General features: G+C 66.2%; 26 protein-coding genes. 11 read left to right on the forward strand and 15 right to left on the reverse strand.

The window, feature by feature from the left end; all coding sequences use genetic code 11:
- Positions 1–8: 8 nt before the first annotated feature.
- From QN239_RS33200 to QN239_RS33215, 4 genes are all read right to left on the reverse strand, one after another.
- Complete coding sequence (locus QN239_RS33200) at positions 9–554, reverse strand: PIN domain-containing protein (RefSeq protein ID WP_499017562.1); 546 nt, start codon at positions 552–554, stop codon at positions 9–11.
- Positions 554–1,651, reverse strand: coding sequence for a helix-turn-helix domain-containing protein (locus QN239_RS33205; RefSeq protein WP_499017563.1), 1,098 nt, complete (start codon positions 1,649–1,651; stop codon positions 554–556). Before QN239_RS33205 ends, QN239_RS33200 begins: the two co-directional genes overlap by 1 nt.
- A gap of 72 nt (positions 1,652–1,723) precedes the next feature.
- Positions 1,724–3,700 carry an autotransporter outer membrane beta-barrel domain-containing protein gene (locus tag QN239_RS33210; protein ID WP_499017564.1) on the reverse strand — a complete coding sequence of 659 codons (1,977 nt, stop codon included), beginning with the start codon at positions 3,698–3,700 and terminating at the stop codon, positions 1,724–1,726.
- 395 nt (positions 3,701–4,095) lie between these two features.
- A complete protein-coding gene (locus QN239_RS33215; protein ID WP_499017565.1) occupies positions 4,096–4,584 on the reverse strand; it encodes a hypothetical protein in 489 nt (162 codons plus the stop codon).
- A 142-nt stretch (positions 4,585–4,726) separates the two neighbouring features.
- On the opposite strand from QN239_RS33215, the gene QN239_RS33220 reads away from it, so the two are divergent.
- Positions 4,727–5,032 carry a hypothetical protein gene (locus tag QN239_RS33220; RefSeq protein ID WP_499017567.1) on the forward strand — a complete coding sequence of 102 codons (306 nt, stop codon included), beginning with the start codon at positions 4,727–4,729 and terminating at the stop codon, positions 5,030–5,032.
- A 780-nt stretch (positions 5,033–5,812) separates the two neighbouring features.
- Positions 5,813–6,655 (forward strand): hypothetical protein, encoded by an 843-nt coding sequence (locus QN239_RS33225; protein ID WP_499017568.1) that lies wholly within the window; start codon positions 5,813–5,815, stop codon positions 6,653–6,655.
- Positions 6,656–6,798: 143 nt separating this feature from the next.
- Here the strand turns inward: QN239_RS33225 and QN239_RS33230 are convergent, their stop codons facing one another.
- The 5 genes from QN239_RS33230 to QN239_RS33250 are packed head-to-tail and all read right to left on the reverse strand — an operon-like array spanning position 6,799 to position 9,381.
- The gene (locus tag QN239_RS33230) at positions 6,799–7,485 is read right to left on the reverse strand and encodes a Sir2 family NAD-dependent protein deacetylase (RefSeq protein ID WP_499017570.1); all 687 of its coding nucleotides are present in this window, start codon (positions 7,483–7,485) and stop codon (positions 6,799–6,801) included.
- 7 nt (positions 7,486–7,492) lie between these two features.
- Positions 7,493–7,810 carry a hypothetical protein gene (locus QN239_RS33235; protein WP_499017571.1) on the reverse strand — a complete coding sequence of 106 codons (318 nt, stop codon included), beginning with the start codon at positions 7,808–7,810 and terminating at the stop codon, positions 7,493–7,495.
- A gap of 36 nt (positions 7,811–7,846) precedes the next feature.
- The gene (locus tag QN239_RS33240) at positions 7,847–8,728 is read right to left on the reverse strand and encodes a hypothetical protein (RefSeq protein ID WP_499017573.1); all 882 of its coding nucleotides are present in this window, start codon (positions 8,726–8,728) and stop codon (positions 7,847–7,849) included.
- A complete protein-coding gene (locus QN239_RS33245) occupies positions 8,728–8,967 on the reverse strand; it encodes a hypothetical protein (protein ID WP_499017574.1) in 240 nt (79 codons plus the stop codon). Before QN239_RS33245 ends, QN239_RS33240 begins: the two co-directional genes overlap by 1 nt.
- 18 nt (positions 8,968–8,985) lie before the next feature.
- Entirely contained in the window at positions 8,986–9,381 is a 396-nt protein-coding gene (locus QN239_RS33250; protein WP_499017575.1) for a DUF2510 domain-containing protein, read from the reverse strand.
- A 186-nt stretch (positions 9,382–9,567) separates the two neighbouring features.
- Here QN239_RS33250 and QN239_RS33255 point away from each other — a divergent pair, with 186 nt between their 5' ends.
- The 6 genes from QN239_RS33255 to QN239_RS33280 all read left to right on the forward strand — a co-directional run bounded on the left by QN239_RS33255 (position 9,568) and on the right by QN239_RS33280 (position 14,231).
- Positions 9,568–9,951, forward strand: coding sequence for a hypothetical protein (locus QN239_RS33255; protein ID WP_499017576.1), 384 nt, complete (start codon positions 9,568–9,570; stop codon positions 9,949–9,951).
- A gap of 71 nt (positions 9,952–10,022) precedes the next feature.
- Complete coding sequence (locus tag QN239_RS33260) at positions 10,023–10,688, forward strand: type IV toxin-antitoxin system AbiEi family antitoxin domain-containing protein (RefSeq protein ID WP_499017578.1); 666 nt, start codon at positions 10,023–10,025, stop codon at positions 10,686–10,688.
- Between the two features lie 9 nt (positions 10,689–10,697).
- Complete coding sequence (locus tag QN239_RS33265) at positions 10,698–11,726, forward strand: nucleotidyl transferase AbiEii/AbiGii toxin family protein (RefSeq protein WP_499017579.1); 1,029 nt, start codon at positions 10,698–10,700, stop codon at positions 11,724–11,726.
- A gap of 301 nt (positions 11,727–12,027) precedes the next feature.
- On the forward strand, positions 12,028–12,426 hold the full coding sequence (gene tnpA / locus QN239_RS33270) for an IS200/IS605 family transposase (RefSeq protein ID WP_499017531.1): 399 nt from the start codon (positions 12,028–12,030) through the stop codon (positions 12,424–12,426).
- 3 nt (positions 12,427–12,429) lie between these two features.
- Positions 12,430–13,677, forward strand: coding sequence for an RNA-guided endonuclease InsQ/TnpB family protein (locus QN239_RS33275; protein WP_499017529.1), 1,248 nt, complete (start codon positions 12,430–12,432; stop codon positions 13,675–13,677).
- A 74-nt stretch (positions 13,678–13,751) separates the two neighbouring features.
- Positions 13,752–14,231 (forward strand): hypothetical protein, encoded by a 480-nt coding sequence (locus QN239_RS33280; RefSeq protein ID WP_499017581.1) that lies wholly within the window; start codon positions 13,752–13,754, stop codon positions 14,229–14,231.
- Here the strand turns inward: QN239_RS33280 and QN239_RS33285 are convergent.
- Genes QN239_RS33285 through QN239_RS33300 form a run of 4 tightly spaced genes read right to left on the reverse strand, consistent with a single transcriptional unit; the run spans position 14,224 to position 17,020 of the window.
- A complete protein-coding gene (locus tag QN239_RS33285; protein ID WP_499017582.1) occupies positions 14,224–15,162 on the reverse strand; it encodes a hypothetical protein in 939 nt (312 codons plus the stop codon). The genes QN239_RS33280 and QN239_RS33285 overlap by 8 nt on opposite strands.
- Positions 15,159–15,770, reverse strand: coding sequence for a hypothetical protein (locus QN239_RS33290; RefSeq protein ID WP_499017583.1), 612 nt, complete (start codon positions 15,768–15,770; stop codon positions 15,159–15,161). The genes QN239_RS33285 and QN239_RS33290 overlap by 4 nt, the downstream gene beginning before the upstream one ends.
- Positions 15,763–15,921, reverse strand: coding sequence for a hypothetical protein (locus QN239_RS33295; protein ID WP_499017584.1), 159 nt, complete (start codon positions 15,919–15,921; stop codon positions 15,763–15,765). The genes QN239_RS33290 and QN239_RS33295 overlap by 8 nt, the downstream gene beginning before the upstream one ends.
- A 13-nt stretch (positions 15,922–15,934) precedes the next feature.
- Positions 15,935–17,020 (reverse strand): ImmA/IrrE family metallo-endopeptidase, encoded by a 1,086-nt coding sequence (locus QN239_RS33300; RefSeq protein WP_499017585.1) that lies wholly within the window; start codon positions 17,018–17,020, stop codon positions 15,935–15,937.
- 251 nt (positions 17,021–17,271) lie between these two features.
- Between QN239_RS33300 and QN239_RS33305 the strand changes: the two genes are divergently transcribed.
- From QN239_RS33305 to QN239_RS33315, 3 genes are all read left to right on the forward strand, one after another.
- Positions 17,272–18,390, forward strand: a complete 1,119-nt coding sequence (locus QN239_RS33305; RefSeq protein WP_499017587.1) for an ADP-ribosylglycohydrolase family protein — start codon at positions 17,272–17,274, stop codon at positions 18,388–18,390.
- 182 nt (positions 18,391–18,572) lie between these two features.
- Entirely contained in the window at positions 18,573–19,010 is a 438-nt protein-coding gene (locus tag QN239_RS33310; protein ID WP_499017588.1) for a hypothetical protein, read from the forward strand.
- Between the two features lie 260 nt (positions 19,011–19,270).
- Positions 19,271–19,531 (forward strand): hypothetical protein, encoded by a 261-nt coding sequence (locus QN239_RS33315; RefSeq protein WP_499017590.1) that lies wholly within the window; start codon positions 19,271–19,273, stop codon positions 19,529–19,531.
- 230 nt (positions 19,532–19,761) lie between these two features.
- Here QN239_RS33315 and QN239_RS33320 read toward each other — a convergent pair whose 3' ends face one another.
- A complete protein-coding gene (locus tag QN239_RS33320; RefSeq protein WP_499017591.1) occupies positions 19,762–20,517 on the reverse strand; it encodes a hypothetical protein in 756 nt (251 codons plus the stop codon).
- Positions 20,518–20,523: 6 nt separating this feature from the next.
- Positions 20,524–20,937 (reverse strand): hypothetical protein, encoded by a 414-nt coding sequence (locus QN239_RS33325; protein WP_499017593.1) that lies wholly within the window; start codon positions 20,935–20,937, stop codon positions 20,524–20,526.
- Positions 20,938–21,074 lie beyond the last annotated feature (137 nt).

Genomic DNA, 21,074 nt, shown 5'->3' on the forward strand with positions numbered 1-21,074 from the left:
TGCGGTGTCTACTCGGGTTCGGGCGGCAGCCATGGTGTCAGTTTGTCGAAGCTGGTGATCCCCGGTGGCTTGCCGCGGCCGGCGGCGGCCAGGGTGCGCAGATAGCCGGCCAGCACCGGCCGGGTGACCTTGCCGACCTTGTGAGCCAAGCGCAGCAGGTCCCATGTGGACACAGCGGTGATGTGGTGGCGCTGAGCCAAGGCGCGGGCTCCACCGTCGTCGGTGAGGAACAATCCTTCAAGCTTGCGGTTGCTCATGATTGCGATGGTCTCGGCTTCACCGAGGTGTTGGGTGGACGGTTCACCGGGGCTGGCCATGGTCTCGCGCAGTATCGTTGCGTCGACCCGCTCACTGGGATTTGGGTCGAGCGGTTCCCCGAAGATGGCAGCGGCCTCGCTGAGGTCGGGGTGGAACGCTTGCGACTTGTCGCATTCCCGCGCGATCGAAACGCACCAGGCGCCTTGGCCTTTGACGAGTTCGGCGAGCAGGTCCATTCGGCGGATGATCGCGAAGTTGATCAGGACGGTGTTGTCGGGAAGGAAGAGCTTGGGCACTACAGGCCCAGGGCGGCGGCCAGCTGATCGGTGTCGAGCGGCTCGGGTTGAGGTGGTTCGTCGACTTCGAGGGCGTCGGGGTCGATGCCGAGCATCCAGGCCAGGGTGCCCTTGTGGAGGGCGCCGGAGGCGATGAGGTCGGTGTGGGCTTCTTGCAGCTTGAGCGGGAAGCGGCGGGTGGCGGCTTCGTCCATGCGCACGGTGATCTCATCGCGGCCGTGGTCTTGCAAGCCGGCCCAGTACCAGCGGAGCAGTTTCTGTGTGGACAGCTGCATCGCCGCGGCGATCGTGTCGGATACCGGGATGCCAAGCCATTCGAGGCGGCGCGCGAGGGCATCCGTGGACACACCCCAGTGCCAGATGTGGTCGGCCAGTTCCCGCTCGGTGAGGTCGTGCCAGTTGATGGCGCGCATGCGGTCCTCGGGCAGGAGCAGGTCGGCGGCGAACGCGTTGGCGACGAGTTCGTGGTGGCTCTCTTCGGCCGGGGTGAGGTTGTTGGCGTGGTGACCGGCGACGAGGTGGCCGAGTTCGTGTGCCAGGGACCAGTTTTCGCGGAACCAGTTCCCGGTGGCCTGCAACACGATCACCTTGCGGAGTCCGACGTGGAAGGAGTAGGCGGTCGACACTTCAGGCAGGCGGATGACGTCGACGTCGAGATGGGTTTCGAAGCGATCGGCCATGCGGCGTACGAAGTTCGAGCCGAGGGTGGTCTTCACTTCGATGACGGTGCCGGGGAGGGCGAAGTCGACCTGTTTCCATGCGGGGAAGGCCTGGCGGTAGGCCAGGGCGATGTCGTCGAGGACCGGTTGGTCGGTGTCGCGGCCGGGGACGTCGCGGCGGCCGGTGGTGTGGTCGAAGTCGTGGCGAGCGGCGACGACGAGGCGGTTCGGGTCGGGCCGTCCGGTGATCAGCCAGTGGACGTCGAGGTCGAGGACGTCGGCGAGTTGGGCGAGTTCAACTGAGGAGAATGCGCGCCGTCCGTTGAGGGACTTGGACAGCTGGTCCTTGGTCAGGCCGATCTGGCCGGCGACCTCGGCGTGGGTGGTGGTCGCCGGGATGCTGTCGGCGACGCGGCGCGCGATCTGTTCCTGGCTCATGCCGTCAAGGGTACGGACGGAGTTGCGATTTTCGCAACTCCGTCCGTGGGTCGGTTGGTCTGGAGCGGTCGGTCAGGCGGCGGCGGCGTGTTTGGGTGCGGAGTCGCTGGCTGCGGCGTGCCGCGGCGAGGTTTCCGAGGCGTGCTTGGGTGTCTTCGCGGTGGCGGCGGAGGTGCTGTCGGACTGTCCGCTGTTGGCTGAGTTCGAGGCGGGTTCTCCGGTGGGGGCGTTGTCGCTGGTCTTGTTGCTGGGGGCGTTCTTGGTGCCGGTGGGGCGGGGCTTCTTCGGCGCGGTGACGTTGTTGGTCTTGTCCGGGTCGGAGCCGCTGTTCGCGGTGCCGGCTGAGGTCTTGGTGTCGTCCTTGCCGGTGGTCGTGGTGGGGGTGCTGTCCTTGGTGCTCGTCGACGCGTCCTTGGTGCCGGCCGCGTCGGTCTTGGCGTCGGTGGCCGTCGGGGTCGCTGCGGTGCTTGCGGTCGTATCGGCGGCTGTTTCGGTTGCGTGGGTTGGCTTCGGGTTCTCCTCGGTCGCCGGGTTCACCGTGGGTTCGGCCGCTTCGCCGGCGGTGTCCCCTGCCGGCTCGGTCGGCTTGGTGGTGTTGGCGGTCTTCGGTTCTGCCGCTGTTGTTTTGGTGCTGTGCCCGGTGGTGGCGCTCGCCGCGGTGGTGTCGGTGCTCGGCGTTGTGTCGGCGGTGAGGCTGAGGGTGATCGTTTTGCGGGTTGCCGCCGGGGTGGCGGTCGCGGTGAGGTTGCCGGTGATGGCCGAGCCGAAGTCCAGTCCTGCGGCGATGGTGCGCAGTCCTGCGGCGGTGGTCGCGGCGGCCGCCTTGACGAGGACGTTGACCGTGGCGGCCATCGCGTGTGGGATGCCGGCGACGAGGGACGGCAGCCCGGCGGCTTGGAGGACGCCGCTGGCGGCGGTGGCCAGGCCGCTGGTGAAGGCGGTGAAGACGTTGGCGGCGGCGACGGTGATGTCGGCGCCGGCGGTGAAGGGCACCGAGGCCAGGGAGCCGACGGTGTGGGCGGCGGTGGTGACGGTGGAGGCGCCGGCGCCGACGAGTACGGAGATGGCGTGTGCGTAGCTGGCGGGGCTCAGCGGCGCGGTGCCGATGGTGTTGATGACCTTCTGGATCGCGCCGGGGTCTGTTCCATTGCCGATCCAGGTGGCGACTGCGTCGGAGGCGCCGTCGGTGACGCGGTCCAGGATCGTGGTGGCGGCGTTGGTGATGGTGGTGGAGGCGCCGTTGGCGGCGGCGACGGCGGCGGCCACGGGTGCGGAGACGATGCCTTGGACGGCGGTGATGAGTCCGTTGACGAGGTCGATGCCGGTGAGTTTCTTGCTGGCGTCGAGCAGGCCGTTGAAGGTGTCGAGGGCGTTGGAGATCTGGCTGGTGGCTCCGGTGACGACGGTGTTGGTGACGGTCAGGACGTTGGCGCCGAGGTGGTTGACGGTGCCGATGCCCTGGGTGAGGGCCAGGCCGGCGATGTCGATCGGGGCGTTGATGAGGCCGGTGTAGCTCGGGAGCGCGAGCGGGTTGTTGATGACGGTGGCCACGACGTTCAAGGCGGTGCCGAGGGAGCCGGTGAGTGTGGAGGTCAACAGGTCAGCGAGCTGTCCGGTGGTCAGGACTATGGAGCCGTTGACGTCGTCGATGGATTTCGAGAGGTCTGAAAGGCCGTTTCCTGCCGACGCTTTCAGTGTCTTGAGGATGGCGGTGAGGGTCTTGTTGTCCGAGGCGGCGATGAGGCCGTTCCACAGGCTGTCGTTGAGCGTGACCGCGGAGGCCAGCGCCTGGGTCAGGGTTTGGCCCGGGGCGCCGACCAGTCCGGTGACGGTCGTGGAGGCCGAGGCCATTGCCGACTCGAGATTGTCGACGAGCTTGGTGATGTCGGCCGGGTTGATGACGGCGGTCAGCTGCAGTCGAGGCGCGGAGATGTGCGGGACGGCGATGTCGCGGGCTGCCATCGGCAGCGGTGACATGAAGGGGGTGAAGGCGAGTGCGGCGGCGGTGGTCAGCGCCAGGGCCGGGGTGGCGGTACGGACGGCGGACATGGGGACTCCTGCTATTCAGGTCGTCCAGCCCTCACGGGCGGGAGTCACGAGCGGTATTTACCAGTGAGGGCAAATTACCAGCTACGGTGATATTTCCGTGAGTGGTAATTTCGCTTGAGTCCTGAAGGGCCGGACGTGTCGATCGGCTGCCTGTCAGGGGCTCTGCCGTCGTCGCAGTTCAGGCGGGGTGTTGCGGGCTACCGGCGCCCGACTCCTCATGTCGGGGACGTGCTATCTGCGCTGGTCGATGAGCTATTTGGGGCCGGGATCGGCCGAGAGTCAACAGAGCCACTGCCGCAGCGGCCGAGGCTGCTGGGTGACCATCTGCTGCAGCTGCTGTAGCTGCTGGTCGCACAGTTGCCCGGCGGGCTGCGCCTCCGCGTCGTCCTCGCCGCTCACGCCGGCCAGGGCAGATCCTGGTACTGGCGCTTGAGCGTGGTCCGGACGGCGCGAAGTTCGCGTCGCCAGTCTCGGGCGTAGCGCATGGCCAGCACCAGGTCTTGCCACCAGGGGGTGCGCTCGACATGGCCGGCCAAGGTGTCGATCTGCTGATCGGTCAGGCTGGCCAGGCCGCCGGCGGCATCGTGTGCAGCCAGGACGACGATGCCGCGCATCAGGGGCACGTTGCGGGGCGTGAAACCGGTTGTGGCGAGGTAGATCTCGGTGGCCTTGCGGTTGACGCGGCGGTGCGAGGATCGGGTCGACGGAGTGAACCAGAAGTCGATGCTCGCGTCACCGCTGGTAAGTGCCTCCAGGTCGCATTCGCGGATGAGGTCGGCGATGTCGTCGACGCATCGGACACGACGCCTTGTACAGCTGGCCGTTGCGGCTGGCCAGAAGTACTTGAACCATGCGAACCTCCTCGGCGCGTCGTTGCCATGCAACGTAACTCCTCGGCGTCGTGCGGCGGCCCGCCGCGGCGGGACCTGCCATCTGCCGAGGTCGGCGGCGTGCCCGGGATGCCGATAAGGGGGCTTCTCAGTTCGAGATTGGCAACGTTCCCAGCGAATGCGGTGCGCTAAGACGATGGATGACGACGTGTTGGAGCGAGCTCGCCGAGCGGCAGCTGAACTGGATGGCCGGTGGTTCGCCGACTTCGAGGAGATCTGCTCCTTCGCGGCGGCCCTCGTCGAGATCGACGTCCTGACCACGCGTCGCGACGTCGTCGACTTCTTCCGCCGGCCGTGGCGCTTCAGCGCCGAACACGACGTATGGGTGCGGTGCGGGCGGCCAGTGCAGGTGCACGGATCCGCCGGCGCGGCGCTAGAGGCCTTGATGGACGCTGCCGGGCGCGGTGATACACCGCTAGCACTCACTCAATGGCTCGCATGACCTGCGGTGATAGCACGTCCCCAACTGAAGGGTCAGCCCACTGGTTGCTCCTTGAGCACCTTCTGCGAGGCGCCATCCTGGCGCCCACGATCTTGGGTGCGGGATATCGTCGGGGACGTGTCATCGCCGCTGGTCAGCACGCTGCCGCGCCCCGTGCCAGCGGCGGCATCGACGATCTTCGGCCCTGGGCGCGAGTCAGTGTTCTGCCAGGAACACTGATGGGTCCTCGGGTGCTGAGCCGGCCGTAGGTCGCCTGAGTGGCCAGCTGCAGCGCAGTGTCGGCGTGGGCGCGGTACGCCTTGCTGCGCGAGATCGTCGATGCCGCCGGGAGGTTGGTCCTTCTCCTCCATTTGGGTTGGTTCTTGGTCGTCTATTCAATGAAGTACCTGCGCTGACCGGTGTTTCCGTCACTTCGATTCGGGCAGATCTCACAGGTGACGAGCCGGCAGGGGGGTCGTTGCGCGCTGCTAGCGTGGATTTCGACGTCCTCCTCCCCCCTGAGGACGTTCCCGCGCCCCGGTCGCCCTCACCCCCCCTGCGGCCGGGGCGCATCACATGTTCAGCCCAGTCGGCGAGGCCTGCAGGCGGTTCTGCGTGCTTACACTGGGCCATCGCCACGCACGGCGGCGTGAATCTCGGCATCGACTGCAGCCGCCCACATCGGCCAGTCATTTCAGACCGGGACAAGACCCACCGGGTTCCGTGTCACTACCCAGCAAAGGCACTTCCGCGCAGATGTGGGGCGACGCGGAGGAACTACTTTGGATGGGAGCAATCACCATGTCTAGCAACGAATCCCGCAAGAGCGCTGCCCGCGAATTTCAGGCGGCCAATCCGGGGACGTCCTACACCCGTGCCCTTCGCCAGGTCAGCCACGGTGGTCTGCGGCGCCCACTGTTGGCGCTCCTTGGAACCGGCCCTGACGGTGCCAGCGTGTCGGTGAATCTGGAGTGGGAGAGCCAAGGCGGATCCGGGCCCCACTGCTTGGTCGCCGGCGCCGAGGTGCCGGCTCTCCTGGCGGTGATAGCCGCCGGCCTCGCAGCAGGCCAGAAACCTGAGGATCTCGAGTTGGTGCTCTGCGCGGGCGAGGACACGCAGGTGACGGTGGAGCACCGGCGCGTCGACGCCGGCGAGCTGGTCGGGCATGTCGACGAGGTCTTGGGGTCCCGTCACGAGTTCCTGCGCTCGGTCGAAGCGCGCGATGTCGCAGAGGCCCGTGAGCGCGGACACCAGGTACCCACCACGGTCGTGCTCATCGAGGACCCGGACGGACAGTGGGGCAGATCCGCGGCCTTGGGCCGCTGGGGACGGATCGGACGATCGTCCGGAGTGAACGTGGTCCTGGGCTTCCCTGCCGCGCCGTCGTCGATCTGGGCCGACGACACGTCCCCGGAGCACAAGCTCACCTGGAAGGCCTCACCTTCCGACAGGCGCTTACTCGATCGCCTGGCGCGGTCGGCGGCGTTGGCTGGCGACGCCGCGTTCATGAATGCGACGACCGCCGCGATCTTCGGCCTCGGAGATGGCCGCGCGACGCTACGCACGCACGGCCGGTGGAACCCCGTCCGCCGGGTTAGAGAAGCTGACGTGGCGACCGACTTCACCTTCACTGCGCCTCAGTAGGCTGTGCGGCGGAAGTAGCGATTAGATCCCGAAGTTTGCGCTTGAGGCGTTGTCCTTCAACGGAATTGCCTCTGATTTTCTGGCGGGACGAAGCGCTGTCCGTGCACGGTCGTAGCGCAATTTCGTTGTCTCCGAACGTGTCTCTATGATCGGGACGATTGGCTGAACTCTTCGATGAGGTGGTCGACGAACATCGGCACTTCTTGGGCGGCTGAGGCCTGCCAAACCTGATCGAAGGGTCCGGTACCGGGTTCGATGTTGATTTCGATGGTGATCGCACCAGCGGCTTTGGCGATTGCGGCGAATTGGTTGGCTGGGTACACCGTGCCGGACGTGCCGACGGCGACGAAGATGTCGGCCCTATTGAGCTTCTCGGCGACGTGATCGAGGCCGATTGTGGGCTCCCCGAACCACACGACGTGGGGGCGCCAGTCCCGGTCAGCCTCAGCGACGTCGTGAGGCCAGTCCAGTATTTGCCCTGTCTCGACATGGCGGATCTTTGTCAATTCGCCGTGCATGGCAGTGATGCGGAGGGTTCCAGCGCGCTGATGCAAGTCGTCGATATTTTGGGTGACGAGATGCATCTGGTCACCCAAGGCGCGTTCGAGCCGGACCAGTGCGTGATGTGCCGCGTTGGGTTGGGCCTGGCTCGTCTGCCGGCGCAAGCGGTTGTAGAACTGCTGCACCAATTCGGGGTTGGCGGCGAAGCCCTGGGGGGTGGCCACGTCTTGGACTCTGTGGCCCTCCCACATGCCGTCCGGGCCGCGAAACGTCGACAGTCCAGATTCGGCACTGATGCCTGCGCCTGTCAGTACCACGACGGAGGGCATGTGCGACTCAGGTTTCGGTGTCCGTTGGGCGGAGTGGGCATCGTTTCACCGTATCGCCGGCTGCCGACATGTCATGGCCCGCGCGATGTGGATTGTCCGGGGCACTGCCATCGCCCAGGATGTTGCCGTTGCTCGGCGCGTTGAGTTCACGGGCCTTGTCGCGGGCGGCTTGGTAGCCGTACCGGATGATTCGCCCGTTCGGGGCGTAGTTTGTGGGCGCTGACCGGTGATACTCGGTGGCGCCGTTGCGGATTCGCCACACCAGGAACGGACGTGAGCTGGTGGGGTTGACGCACAGGGTGCGCCATCGGTGGTCGCCGTTCACTGTTGTTCTCCTTGGCCTTTGGTGGTGGGGTCTGCGTCAGGCGGGGATTCCGTTGTCGCGGATCCAGGCTTGCAGTCCGGGCATGAGGTCGTCGACGTTGATGTCGGCGCGTTGCTGCTTGAGTTCGCGCAGGGTCTTGCGGGCGGTGGCGGCGAACTTCTTGTCGGCCCGCTCGCGGTAGTCGGCCATGGCGGCGTCCTTGTCGATGCCCTGTTTGGCGGCCAGGGCGGTGACCGCGGCGTCGACGGTGTGCTTCCATTCGGCGGCGGAGGGGTGGTCGTCGCCGTACCAATGCAGGTTCCCTAGGGCGGTGGCGATCGCGTTGGATGCGGCGCGTTCGGTCTTGTAGAGCGTCTTGCCGGTGTGGGGGTTGAGCACGGCGGCCGCGGCGCGCTGCGCGTTCTTGGTGGCCTTGTCGGCGGCGCGCTGTTCGCGTTCGAGGTCGCTTGGTCGGCGGATCTCTCCGACGCGGTTGAGAACTTCGGCCGGAGCGCTGGGATAGCAAGTGGTGCATGCGATTTCACCGGCCGCGTAGACGATTTGTTCTTCGTCTTTGCCGCTGTAGGCGGTGAGCCATGCGTAGCGGGTGGTGGGATAGCAGGTGGAGCAGTTCATGCTGCTGTGGACGTGGCCGCCGTTGTTTTGGACGAGGAAGGCCCGTGTCCAGCCGCCGCGGCGCTCGAATTCGTCGTTGTAGGGCTTGATCTGATCGGTGATCGCGGCGATTTGCGGGGTGTGTTCGTCGGCTTGGGCGTCGAAGCGGGCTGCGCGTTGCTCGTCGGGGAATCGGCCGGTTCGGGCGTGATGTGCTGCGGTGCGCAGGCTTTCGGCGCGGGCGATGAGTGTGGCGCGTTGGTGGCTGAGGTCGTTGAGGATGGCGTCGATGTCGGGTGGGGTCATGGTGGTGAGGTCGGTCATTAGAGGGTTTCTCCGTAGGTGTTGCCCTGGAGGGCGTTGGCGATGGCGCTGGAGATGACGGCGACTTGGTGGCAGGTGATGGTGCCGCCTTCCAGGTCGATGAGTTCGATGATGGCGTTGTGGGCGACGATCTTGGCGGTGTCGTCGAATTGGTCGAGGCGGCCGGTGGCGTCGTCGATCGCTTGGCCGGCGTAGAGGTAGTCGCCGGCTTTGAAGGGGACGGAAGTCGTTCTGGGCATGGGGGTTTCCTCCTCTGGTTAGGCGGCGTCGGGTTGGGCGTCGGCGGGTGGGTAGTCGCCGTAGATGCCGCGTTCGTCTCCTTCGGCGGCGAGGGCGTTTTCTCGGTCGGCGTTGGCGGCGAGTCGGGCGTTGCGGTGGTGGAGCCAGCGGATGCCCCAGGCTGTTGCGGCGGCCGCTGCCAGGGTGGGGGCCAGCCATTCCCACTGCCAGATCATGCAGGCGATCCAGAACACGATGAGTGTGGTCCAGGCGGGATGGCGCTGCGCCCAGTCCTTGGCGGGTGGGGCGGCGACGGGGACTGCGATGACGGTGGGGGCGGCCAGCGCTTCGGTCCATTGTTGGCCGTCCCAATAGCGTTGCTGCGGTGCGCCTATGGGGTCTGGGTACCAGCCTGCGGGCGGGTGGGTGGTCATGGCGTTCTCCTTCCTGCGGGGGTCGCGCGGCGGGGTCTGCGTCTGAGTGTATAGCACTATGCCATTCATTGGTATAGTGATATCCGTTCGGGTGTTTCCGCGGCAACGCATGACACTGTGGTGCAGCGTGCAGACCCGTGCGCAGCTCGCACGCATCCGCGTGCGGAACGGAGGAAGGAGACAAGCGTGAGGGTGATTCTTCGGACGCCGGCGGAGTTGGTCGCCGAGTACGACCTTCCCGACGTGGACAGCGGGGCGAGCGATGAGGAGATCCTGGCCGCCGCGGCCGCGGCTGAGCCGATGCGACAGTCCGGGCCCGAGCTCGTCGGGCCGCCCTATGTCTACGCCCGCGGGTTGGACGATTTGGCGCAGCAAGGACGGCGCCTGATGCAGGCCGACTCGCGGCTCGACGACGAGAAGAAAGCAGCTCAGCAGCTGGCGCGTCGGTATTTCGAGCAGGGCCGCAGCAAGCGCGACATCGCCCAGACGCTGGGGATCACCCGGATGACGTTGGACGTCTGGTTGGGTGGCCGCGCGCCGCGGTCGGGCAAGAGAACGGAGGGGTCATGACCGCGGCGGGGCGGCACCGACACCTGTTGAGCTGGGCCAATCGCACGTCCCCGCGTTGCTACTATCGCTGCATGGCCGACGGGCAGGTGTGGGGCCGGCTGCGTGCGGTGGCTGCCGGCCAGTTCGGCCTGTTCACCGCGGCTCAGGCCCGCCAGCTTGGCGTAGCCGCCTACGAGCTAACCAGCCGGATCGGCTCCGGGGAGCTGTTTCGGGCCCACCGCGGTGTGTATGGGTTCACCGCGGAGTCTGCGGCGATGTTCGCGTTCGAGGATTGGGCTGCGCAGTGGTTGGCCTTGCGTCCGGAGGCGGACATCGAGCAGCGGCGGGCTGATCCGGATTGCGTCATCAGTCACGACAGCGCGGCGGTCATCCAGGAGTTGGGCACGATTGTGGCCCGGGGCTTGTACTTGACTGGGCCGCGCCGCATCCACGCCCGCTCGGTGCGGGTGCACGCCTATCGCCGCGATATCGGTGCGCGTGGCGTCGACTGGGACGTGGTGAAGGGTCTTCCGGTGTCCACTCCGGGGCGGATCATCGCCGACCTGGCCCGTGACGATCTCGATGGTGCTCATCAGGGGACGGTGATCGCCGACGTTCTTGATGAGGGCTTGTTGACCCTCGACGAGGTGGGTGCTCGCCTGGATCCGTTCGCGCATCGGTGGGGTGAGTCCGACGGGGTGGGGTTGGCGCGGCGGTTCCTGGTGGACGCGGGGCGTGCGTTGCGGCTACCGGTATAGCCCGGGAGCATGTGCAAGGCCAGCAATCAGCCCGGTGGGCCGAAGCGATGCTCGGCCGACATGCGGGCGCGGGCGCAGGAGTCCCACGATCGGGTTGCCGCGCTGGAGCAGCGCCAGCGTGAGATCGAGGAGATGCTCGATGCGCGCCGTACCTACGGTTCGGAGGGGGCGTTCCGGGCGGCGCTCAATGCGCGGATCCGCGATATCGCGCGGCGCGGCGGCAGCGATTCTGCTGAGGTTGCGCGGCGGTTTGCGTTGCAGCAGTTCGTGTCTCGATTGTTCGATCGTGATCCGGAGTCGTGGTTGGTGACTGGCGGGACGGCTCTGCAGTTTCGGACGACGGAGGCGCGGGCGACCGCGGATCTGGATCTGGCGGTGACCCGCGGGGTGGAGGACTTGACGGAGGCGCTGACTGCGGCGGCGAGCCGGCGGGCTGGGGAGCACGGCGAGTTCGTGGTGGCGGTGAGTCCCGGTAGTGGTCCTGGTGCGTTCACCGGGAAGATCACCTACATGCTGGGTGGGTCGCGGTTCGCGGTGGCGAAGTTGGATGTCGCTGCGGGACGGGCGTTTCCGTTCGAGCCGGACACGTTGGTTCCTGATCCGGTGGTACCGATCGATGATGTGCGGCCGATGTCGAGGGTGCGCACGTATGCGGTGGCCTCGCACCTGGCCGACAAGGTCGCCGCGATGTATGAGGTGCATGGCAGCAGTGGTGCGTCCCCGTCGACGCGTTCGCATGACCTGGCCGACATCGTGATCCTGTCGCGGTGCGCGCGGGTCGACGCCGAGGAGTTGAGGGGTGCGGTGCGCCAGCAGGAGCAGCGCCGCGGGGTCGTGGTGCCCACTCCCCTAGCGCTGCCCTCTGAGCAGTGGCGGCGCAGCTATCCAGCCCGAGTGGCTGATGCTGGCTTGCCGGCCGAGCTGCGCGACGCTGATGCTGCGCTGGCTGAGGCCGACCGGTTCGTCGGCGCGGTCCTCGATGGCCGGATTTCATCGGGCACGTGGGATCCCGATCGCCGATCCTGGACACCGAACTAGCGGTTCACCTTGAAAGATGGCACGTCCCCACCGGCGTCGTCGGCGTGGGGCGGGTCGGCAATATTGCGCGGCTTTTCCTACACCTGGCCGAGGTGGTGTGGGTCAGAGGAAGTCGCCGCCGTCGCGGATCCGCTGCCGCAGCGGGTCCAGCGGCACCTCGATCGGGAAGTAGGTAGCGCGGCGGACCCCGGGTTTTAACCCTGGGGGTGAGCGCGTCAATTCCGCACTTAACAGGGTCACTGTTCCTTTGGCTAGCGTGTCGAACGGTTAGGTAGGTGTGACCTGTCTACTGTTGTCGGCTGTGGGTGTTACGTTGCGGGCGAACGCGAATTTCGCGTTTCAGTGTGCGTATCACGTGGTGTGGTGTCCGAAGTATCGGCGCCGGGTGATCGGGGGCCGTATGGAGGAGCGGCTCAAAGAGATCATCGCCGAGGTGATCACCGAGAAGGGGGCCTGGTTGATCGAGATGGAGACCATGCCTGATCACGTGCACCTGTTGGTGGAGGTGGATCCACAGTACGGGGTGCACAAGCTGGTGAAGGCCATCAAAGGCCGCTCGTCGCGGGTGTTGCGTGAGGAGTTTCCGTGGCTGAAATCGCGGTTGCCGTCTCTGTGGACGAACTCGTATTTCGTGGCCACTGTCGGCGGCGCGCCCTTGTCGGTGATCAAGCGTTATGTCGAGTCGCAGAAAGAACGCTGAGTCATGTTGACGGGGCGGCGGTTTCGGGTCGAGTTCACCGGTGAGCAGGCCGAGTTCGCCGAGCGGATCGGGGCAGTATGCCGGGTGGTGTGGAACATCGGTTTGGAGCAGCGCCGCGAGTACCGCCGCCGCGGCGCCTGGATGAACTACCAGCCCCAGGCCAAGGAGTTGGCCGAAGCCAAGACCGAGCATCCCTGGCTCAAAGACGTTCCCGGGCACTGCCTGCAGCAGACGTTGATGGACCTGGACCGGGCGTGCCGCGAGCATGGCACGTGGCAGGTTCGGTGGCGATCGAGTCGTCGCTGGTCACCGTCGTTCCGGTTTCCCGAGGGCAACAAAATGACGGTGGAGAAGCTCAACCGCCGCCACGGCCGGATCAAACTGCCCAAACTCGGGTGGGTGAAACTGCGGATGAGCAGACCTCTGACCGGTGAGACCATCCGCTCAGCGACCCTCACCAGGCAGGGCCGGCATTGGTTCATCTCGGTGCTCGTCGACGACGGCCAGCAGACTCCCGCGACCCATGCCTCGCCGGGCAGCGCAGTGGGAGTGGACCGTGGTGTCGCGGTGGCGATCGCAACCAGCCACGGGGAGCTGATCGACAGGGCGTTTATGACTGTCGGGGAACGCCGCCGGGCGGTGGCATTGCAACGCAAGCTGTCGCGGTGCGCGAGACGCTCTGCGAATCGGGACAAGACCCGCGCCGCGTTGGCAGCGGTGCGGGCCCGCGAGCGCCGGCGGCGCCTGGACTTCGCCGCTCAGACCGCTCATCAGCTCGCGGCCGCCAACGCGGTGGTGGTGCTCGAAGCCCTCAAAACCAAGCAGATGACCAAATCAGCGAAAGGAACCCTCGACTCGCCCGCGCGCAACGTCAGAGCCAAGTCCGGGCTCAACCGCGCCATCCTGGCCAAAGGATGGCATCAGTTCGCGTTGGCACTAGCCTCGGCGGCCCGCTACACCGGGACCACCGTGGAAAAGGTGCCGGCGGCCTACACATCGCAACGCTGCTCAGCGTGTGCGCATGTGGACCCGAAATCCCGTGAGAACCAAGCGGTATTCCGGTGCACCCACTGCACGCATCATGAGCACGCGGATGTCAACGCCGCTAAGAACATTCTGGCCGCAGGGCTTGCGGTCACCGCCTGTGAAGACCAGCCAAGGCCTGCGGGCCGAGCGCGGTCACCGAAGCAGGAACTAGCAGGAACCCGCGAGGAATTACTGCTCCAACCCAGCGCTGCACCCGCAGCATGAACAGGGTTGGAATCCCCCGGCTTCAGCCGTGGGGAGGAAGTCAAGCACTGACATAGTGCCCATGCGCCGAGTCGGTGGCCTTGCAGTGCGGGGTCGATGTTGAGCCACAGCGGCAGCATGACGACTTCTACGCAGTCGGAGAACTGTTGTGCCAGTTCGGGTCCAATGCGGTGATCGTCGAAGAGTGGGGCGAACCGGTCGGTGCGCAGGTTGTGGTACTGCTCGCCGTTGAGCAGCTCCTGGGCCAGGCCGTCGACGCCGGTGCGGACCATCATGAAGTGCAGGCGGCCGATGACGACGTCGGGGTCCCCGAGCCGGGATTCGAGGTGGGTCATCACGATGTCGGCGCGCCAGAGCACCGTGGCGGAGCTGCCGTACACGGTGTCGGCGGTTTCCAGGTGCAGCGACGGCGCGAACATGCCGATGGTGGGCAGGTCGGGGTCGAGGGAATGTACGAACTCGTCGAGGGCGATCCTCGCCATGGCTCTCTCCCTGCGTCACTGGTGGCGTCGGTACCGGTCCGCGGGATGGGGACCGAGATCACCTCTAAGTGAGGCTAAGCAGGAGCTGGCCCAGGCGTACGAGTCGTTGGCCGGACGCCAGACATTTGGGGGCGAGGTGGGCGCCTCGGCCATCGGAGAGTTGCTCGGCGAGCGTCGTGGGATCGCCGGCGGCCAGGACTGCGGTGATCGCCGCCTCCAGATCCTGCAGGACCTGCGCTGTGGCGCCGGACGGAGGGGACGTGTCATCGTCGCTGGTCCCAGCCTTTTCGGTGGGAATGCCGGCTGGGGCGGCCGGGGCGGCCGCCGCGGCGCCGCCCACTGTCGGGGACGTGTCATCTGTGCTGGTAGCGGCGCTGTTGTCGTCGCGCCATGGCGGGGCGCTGGATGCGGATTCCTGGTCGCCCGGGTTGGTGACGTCGAACGGCGGTGCGTCGTCGTCGACGTCGTCGGGGATCTCCGCGGGGACCAGGGCGCCCAGTGGGGATGCCGGCGGGGATAGCGATTCGTGCAGGGGGCCGAAGCCGGGAGCGGTGGAGCGCTGGGTGACGGTGTCGATGAGGTCGCGCAGAGCGTCGGTTTGGGCGTCGGGGTCGGTGAGTCCCTCCAGTGCCCCAGGGGCTTCTTCGATGACGACGCGGGCGCCGGTGACACCGAGGCGGGCGACGTCGGAGGAGGTGACCGGGATGCGGGTTCCGGGGGCGGTGAGTTCCTGCAGGGGCAGGATCAGGCCGACGATGCCCTGCTGGTAGCGGCGGGCGTTGGAGGCTGCGCATCCGAGTTGGTCTTGGACGAAGGCGGTGAAGCCGGTGTAGGGGCGGCCGGCGCCGTCGTTGATGTAGCGCCAGTCCTCGTCGCGGTAGATCTCGGCGAGGACCTCGAACGCCGTCTGAAAGGCGTTGTGTAGCAGCTGGGCTCGGCGCAGGGCGCGTTCTTGGCGGGTTTCGATGACACCGGCTTCTTGGAAGACGAGGTCGGTACTCATCGGGGGGTCCGCTGCTGGATCGCTGCGTCGATGGGTTCGGCGGCATCGTCGAGGAAGCCGCGCAGACGCTTCTGGGTGGCCGGGTCTGCCCATGCGGTGGCGATGACGTCGGCCAGGTCGTCGGTTAGGACGCCGAGCTCGGCGGTGGCGTCCAGGCGAAGCCGCTTGCGGGTCTGTAGGTCGGGCATGAGCCGCAGCAGCGTGATGGTGACGGTGTTGGTGTCTGCCGATGCCGGGCTGTTGCGGAAGGTGGCCATGACGCGTTGTTCGACGAGCGCCTTGGACAGGGGGTCGCGGAAGGAGCCGACGGGGATGACGGCCAGGGGGCCGTCGGTGTCGCCGGCGTTGCCGCGGGAGAGTCGCTCTTCGTACTCCTCGACGGCCATGGCCAGTCCGGATAGGTAGATGGTCTTGAGGGCCTTGCGTTCGTGCTCGTCGCGGGTGAGCTCGAAGCGGCGGAACGTTTCGGCGGCGCCGTCGGGGGTGGAGGCGTAGGCGATCGCGTCGGCGTCGCGGCGGCGGCGGGCTTTGTCCAGCTTGGCCTGCACCTTGTTGAGTTCGCGCAGGAGTTCTTCGCGGGTCGGTTCCTGGGTCATGGTGTCAGTCATTGTCTCGCTCCTGGGCTTCGTCGACGCCGAAGAACTGCTCGGCGGCCGCGGTGGCGGCTGCTTCGGTGTTCCCGGTGAAGGTGTGCAGTTCACCGGTGTCTGGGTCTTCGATCTCGATCTCGACGGGGGCGGGGTGATCGGGGTTGCTCACTGGTGTTGCCCTTCTACTTCATGACGGCCGGGGTGGCCTGTGGGAGTGCGCCGATGATGGACTTGCAGGCCTTGTTGACGCGATCGGCGGTCTGCTGCACCTTCTTCGGGTCCCCCTTGGCCCAGCCGTCGATGTAGGCGAATGCGCTGCCTCCGGGGGTGAGGCCGTAGTGGCGGCCGATGACGTAGGCGACGCTTTCGGCCTCGACCTCCATCGTGGGGCGCTGACCACCGGGGCCGTTGTGGTAGTCGTGGTGGCGTTCCATGTGACCCATCTCGATGTGCGCCAATTCGTGGGCGAGCACCATGGCTTGGTGGGCGTCGGAGTAGCGGGTGCTGACGACGACCTTCTTGGTGGGCTTGTCCTGGGTGTAGCCCTCGGGACCGTCCTCGGGTAGCTCGACCCGTTCGACGGTGTAGCCGTGGGCGGTGATCTGGTTCTCGAGATCGGTGTGCATCTCAGGTGGTGCGACACCGGTTTCTCGGGTGTAGGGCACCTCGGGTCGCTGCGGCAGCGGTGGGCCGGTGGTGTCGGAGACGTCGTAGACCGGGACGCTCAGCCAGCCGGTCATGACGTCTTCTTCGGTGCCGTCGTCTTTCTTGCGCTTCTTGATCTGGGGTGCGCGGATCCAAATCGCCTTCGAGCCGGCGATCAGTTCGCGGTTGAACTTCTTGTTCCACACCTTCTTCAGGCCGGCGACGAAGGTCGCATCCGGGCGCTGCATGCGCACCAGCAGCTGGTTCTGCAGCGAGTAGTGGTGGAACTGACTGGCGTAATGCAGCCAGTCCTGCCACTGCTCGCCGGTGTTGAGGTTGGCGATCGCGTCGTCGATCTCACGGCGGATGTCCTCGATGCGGGTCGTCTTGTCGGCGAAGCTGACCTTCTTGGACACCGGTGCGGGTGCCGGCGCGAAATCGGGTGGTGTCGCGTCGGCGGCCGCCGGTGCCGGCACAGGGTGGCCCGCATCGGCCAGGGCTGCCATCAGGACGGACTCGACTTCTTCCAGGACCTCGACGGCGTGGGCTGAGTGACTGTAGGCGACGCGGGTGTCCCCGGAGCAGCGACGTGGCCCTCCTGGGTCGGTCGTAGCACGGCACACGATGAAGTACCTCCTCCTGCGTGGGACGCGGGGACCGCTATCGAAATAGCGCCAGCCCGGCAAAGGAGAGCTGGTGTGCGTTCCTACTTCTTGAAGTACCGGCGGGGACCCCGTTTTCCGTCGCTGCTGGACCGACCTTTTTCCGCCTCGATGTGTGCGTCGTCCCCGTCACCTACAAGTCAGGCCCAACCGTATGTATACCGATATACTGTTTGGTGTATAGTGATGGACATACGGAAGGTAGGTGCACCATGACGACACGAACCGCTACCAAGGCTCGCTACCGCAACGCCCTGATCGGGTTGGCCGCCGGCGACGCGTGGGGCTACCAGGTCGAATTCCGCAAGTACGCCCACATGCCCGCCTACCCGGTGCCGGCACCCAAGAAGATCTGGCGGATCTCCGACGACACCCAGATGACGCTCGCCCTGCACGACGCCCTCGTCGACGTCGCCGGCCAGCTCGACGACATCGACGCCGTGACCAAGGCCATCACCGACCGCTTCCTCGAATGGCAGGTCGACCGCGACAACACCCGCGCGCCAGGAACCACCTGCATGGGATCCCTGTCACGCCTGCGGCGCGGCGCGCACTGGTACGAAGGCGCCGGCGCGCTGGCCCGGCCGGGCTGCGGGGCAGTGATGCGGCTCGCGCCTGCGGCCCTATGCCCGGAGCCGGTGTGGCGGGGCATCACCGCATTGCAGGCCGTGCTGACCCACAAGCATCCGCGAGCGATCGCCTCCGCCCTGGTGCTCAGTAACGCCATCCGCTCGGCGACCACAGTGCGCGGGCACTTTCTCGAACACGCCATCAGCGCTGCAATGTCGATCATTACGGGTGAAAGCCCCTGGCTGCGTGACGATTACCTGCTGCAGGTCCTTTCACCGATGACCTCAGACGTTCCCGGACTGCTGGCCGCCGGCGTCAAGGACGTCCTGCTCGATGCGCTCCTGGACGCCTACGCCGTCAAGCAGGAGCTCGCCACTCTGACGCCAGCGGAGTACGGCGACCCCTGCGTGGGGATCGGCGAGGGCTGGGAGTCGGGCACGGCGACCGCACTCGGACTGCTGGTGGCCGACATGGCCACCGCACCCGGGCGCCGCCGCGCTCCCCTGAACGGGCGCGAGGCGCTCGCGTGGGCGGCGACCAGCAACGGCGACTCCGATTCCATCGCCAGCATCGCCGGCGCAGTCATCGGCGCCGCGCACACCGGGTCCAGCTATTGGGCCGGGGTGAAGATGACCCCTCGATTCGAACCCCGGTATGCCAAGGCACTGCGCGATGCACCGGCTGCAGCTGGCGGCTTCCTTTCCGCCGATGCCCGGCTACCTTCACGCGTTACTTCCCGGAGGTGCACTGGCGCGGGTTAAGCTCTTGAACAGCCTGCTTTCGCAGCGGCTCCCTAGACCTCCTCGACCACGCCGAGGGTATTCACTAGGGCAACGCCCCTCGGGCGATGCGACAGTTTCCTTCCGTGTTCGACGGTCGGCCAGCGGGGGTGTGCGTGGCACCTAATGGACGTTGGTCGCGACTTCGACAGGAGGCTTAAACGATGACAGATCGCCGGCATATGAAGAACAACGCGGAGAAGGCCGCCGCCCGCCAGCTCCAGAACCGCACCGGCATGGGCTACCGCGAGGCCCTATCGGCCACGCGGTCAACCGAAGCGCCACACGCTGAAGTGACCCTCGAACAACTCATTGGGCCATTCATCGGTCAAACCTCAAGCAACGTATGGGAACTCGTCGAGAAGCTACCGGAGGGCTCGATTCTGACGGTTCACCACGCCGCTAGCCTTGCAGCAGAGCTGCGTGACGCCTTCCGGCACGAACTCGTCGCCGAACTCGTCGCCGGCCTGCGACGCAAACAGCTCGATATCCGACTAGTCATCGGCGGTGAGGCACTGTGTCGCCGCGCGGTGAGCAACTATCCGGACCTGGAGACCGCTGGTATCAAACTGCAAGCCGCGGATGGATCGCCAGTGCGGTAACCGGCGCCACGCCCACCGCGGCCATCGATTGAGCCGGAGCGAGGATGACCCCCCGGTTCGAGCCGCGGTACGCCCAGGCGCTGCGCGGCGCTCCCGCTCCACTGCAGGTTTCCTCGACTCCGCCGCCTCGTAGTTGTTGCTCCGGCACGGCGCGTTCGGCGGCAGGATGCCTTATATGACCGGCGGTGACAACCTGGCGGCGCTCTTAGCCGGGCTCGCCGAATGAAGTGGTGTCGCACCGCCCGGCCACAATGGTGACCATGAGCGATGTTCCCAGCCACCACGTTCGACAGAGCCCGCGCAGCCGACACGGGAAAGTTGAGGTCAGGGACTTCACGTTATTGGTGCGTGTGCCCCGCCAACCCGCCGCGGTGCAGGTCTTCACCGACGATGAGCGGGATGAGGCTGCGACTTACGCCGGGCAGACCGGCGGCGTGATCGTGCCGCTACCGCTACCGCTGCCGGAGTCCTACGTGGCGTGGTGCGAGGCAGCTGGAGTCGACGCCGACGGAGCGCAGTGAACCGACGTCAGCTGTTGCTCAGGCGGTGTGGCGGGCCAGGTGCAGTGCCGCGGGATTCTCACTTTTCTGTCCACTCCCTCGGGGTGCAAACTGACATCGCGCCGCGCCCGGCACACCCTGGCGACCGGAGCAACGCTCACCTTTGATACCGACATCGAAGAGCTGATCCGCGAGATCGTCCGCGACGGACGGCGCGCGAGGAAGCTACGTCCGCCGCCCAATCCGCGTAACTAGTTGTACGGGACAGGTATTGCCAGTGACGTCGCAGTCTCCGCCGACAAGTTCACCTTCGAGTCCAGCGGGATCGGGAATGCGTACTGAGCTGAGTAGCTGCTGCAGAACACTCCGGAACCGTCGGTTGAGACAAACAGTTGCGGGTTCAACACGTCGGGCACCAGATGCCGCACATCGGCCTTCGCCTTGAAGACGTGAACGTCTCTGTAGCGCGGGGTGCGCGACCTCGACCAGAATGAAGAACTGCGCTGGGCGGTCTCGTCCACCTTTTCCGCAGTCACTTTGATCCACCCCGGGCCCATCCGCCGATTATGAGCTGCAGTCGCGAACTCTCGGCCGAAGTTCCGAACCGAGATCCCCGTCAGATGCGGTCCTCGCCAGTCATACGCCTTCCAGGAAATGAGCCCCTGCCGACCGGACCGAAAGACTTGGCCATGGATCCAGCCACTTGCGGGCATCGTCTCGCTCAGGCTTGCGGCGACGCATGCCATCTCAAATACTGACGCCGCCTCGACACCGATAACGGGGCGCACCAGTTCTTCGTACTCCCGCTGCACAAGCCCCGGCATGCAGACCGGGCACACGCCGTTCGCGCCCGTATGGCTCCCATGAAGGTCGAACGAGAATCCGAAAGGCATGGGTACGTTGAGCACAGCCGCGTGCTCCATGGCCACGACATTGCAGGTCGGAGTGGTCCTGCAAACTCGGCACAGCATGTTGGCCTTGTTCCCGCAGCCGCAGTAATCGGTCATGAATCGTTAGGGCCTTATACCTAGGGCAGCGGCCGTACCTGCTGGAATCTGCAGCACAGCATCGCCATTCATAGGCGCCGATTTCTCATTCCCCTTGGGGGGCGAGTAGGTCGTCGATCCATCAGCAGCGACACAGAGGACGTCCGTCGTCCAGCCCTCCGAGTCTGTGTTGGCAATCAAATATGCGTCGGTCTTCTTCAAGATGCCGAGTTTCAAAACGCTATCTGGCTTTCTCCCACGCCGAACTGCCGCAGACACAAACTCGCGCGCGAACTCAGACGCTGAAAGACCCCTCAAGTATGGGCCTTTCCACTCGCCGAACTCCCAGTCCAGTAGCGACTCACGTGAGCTTCCCATTGTCTTTACGATCACGGAGTTCTTGTAGGCGACCACACAGGCCATCTCGAAGGCGTTGCTCACTTGCCAGGTTTGGTGTGGACGCACCAGGTCCGTGAACTCACGAGTCGCGAAGTGAGGCGCACAGGTAGGGCAGACCGTGTCTCCCCGACCCCAGCGGTTTGGTTGAGCCTTTGCGTCTACGACAAACCCGTGACCCA

The organism is Mycolicibacterium sp. Y3 (assembly GCF_051188035.1).
Lineage (GTDB): Bacteria > Actinomycetota > Actinomycetes > Mycobacteriales > Mycobacteriaceae > Mycobacterium > Mycobacterium fluoranthenivorans.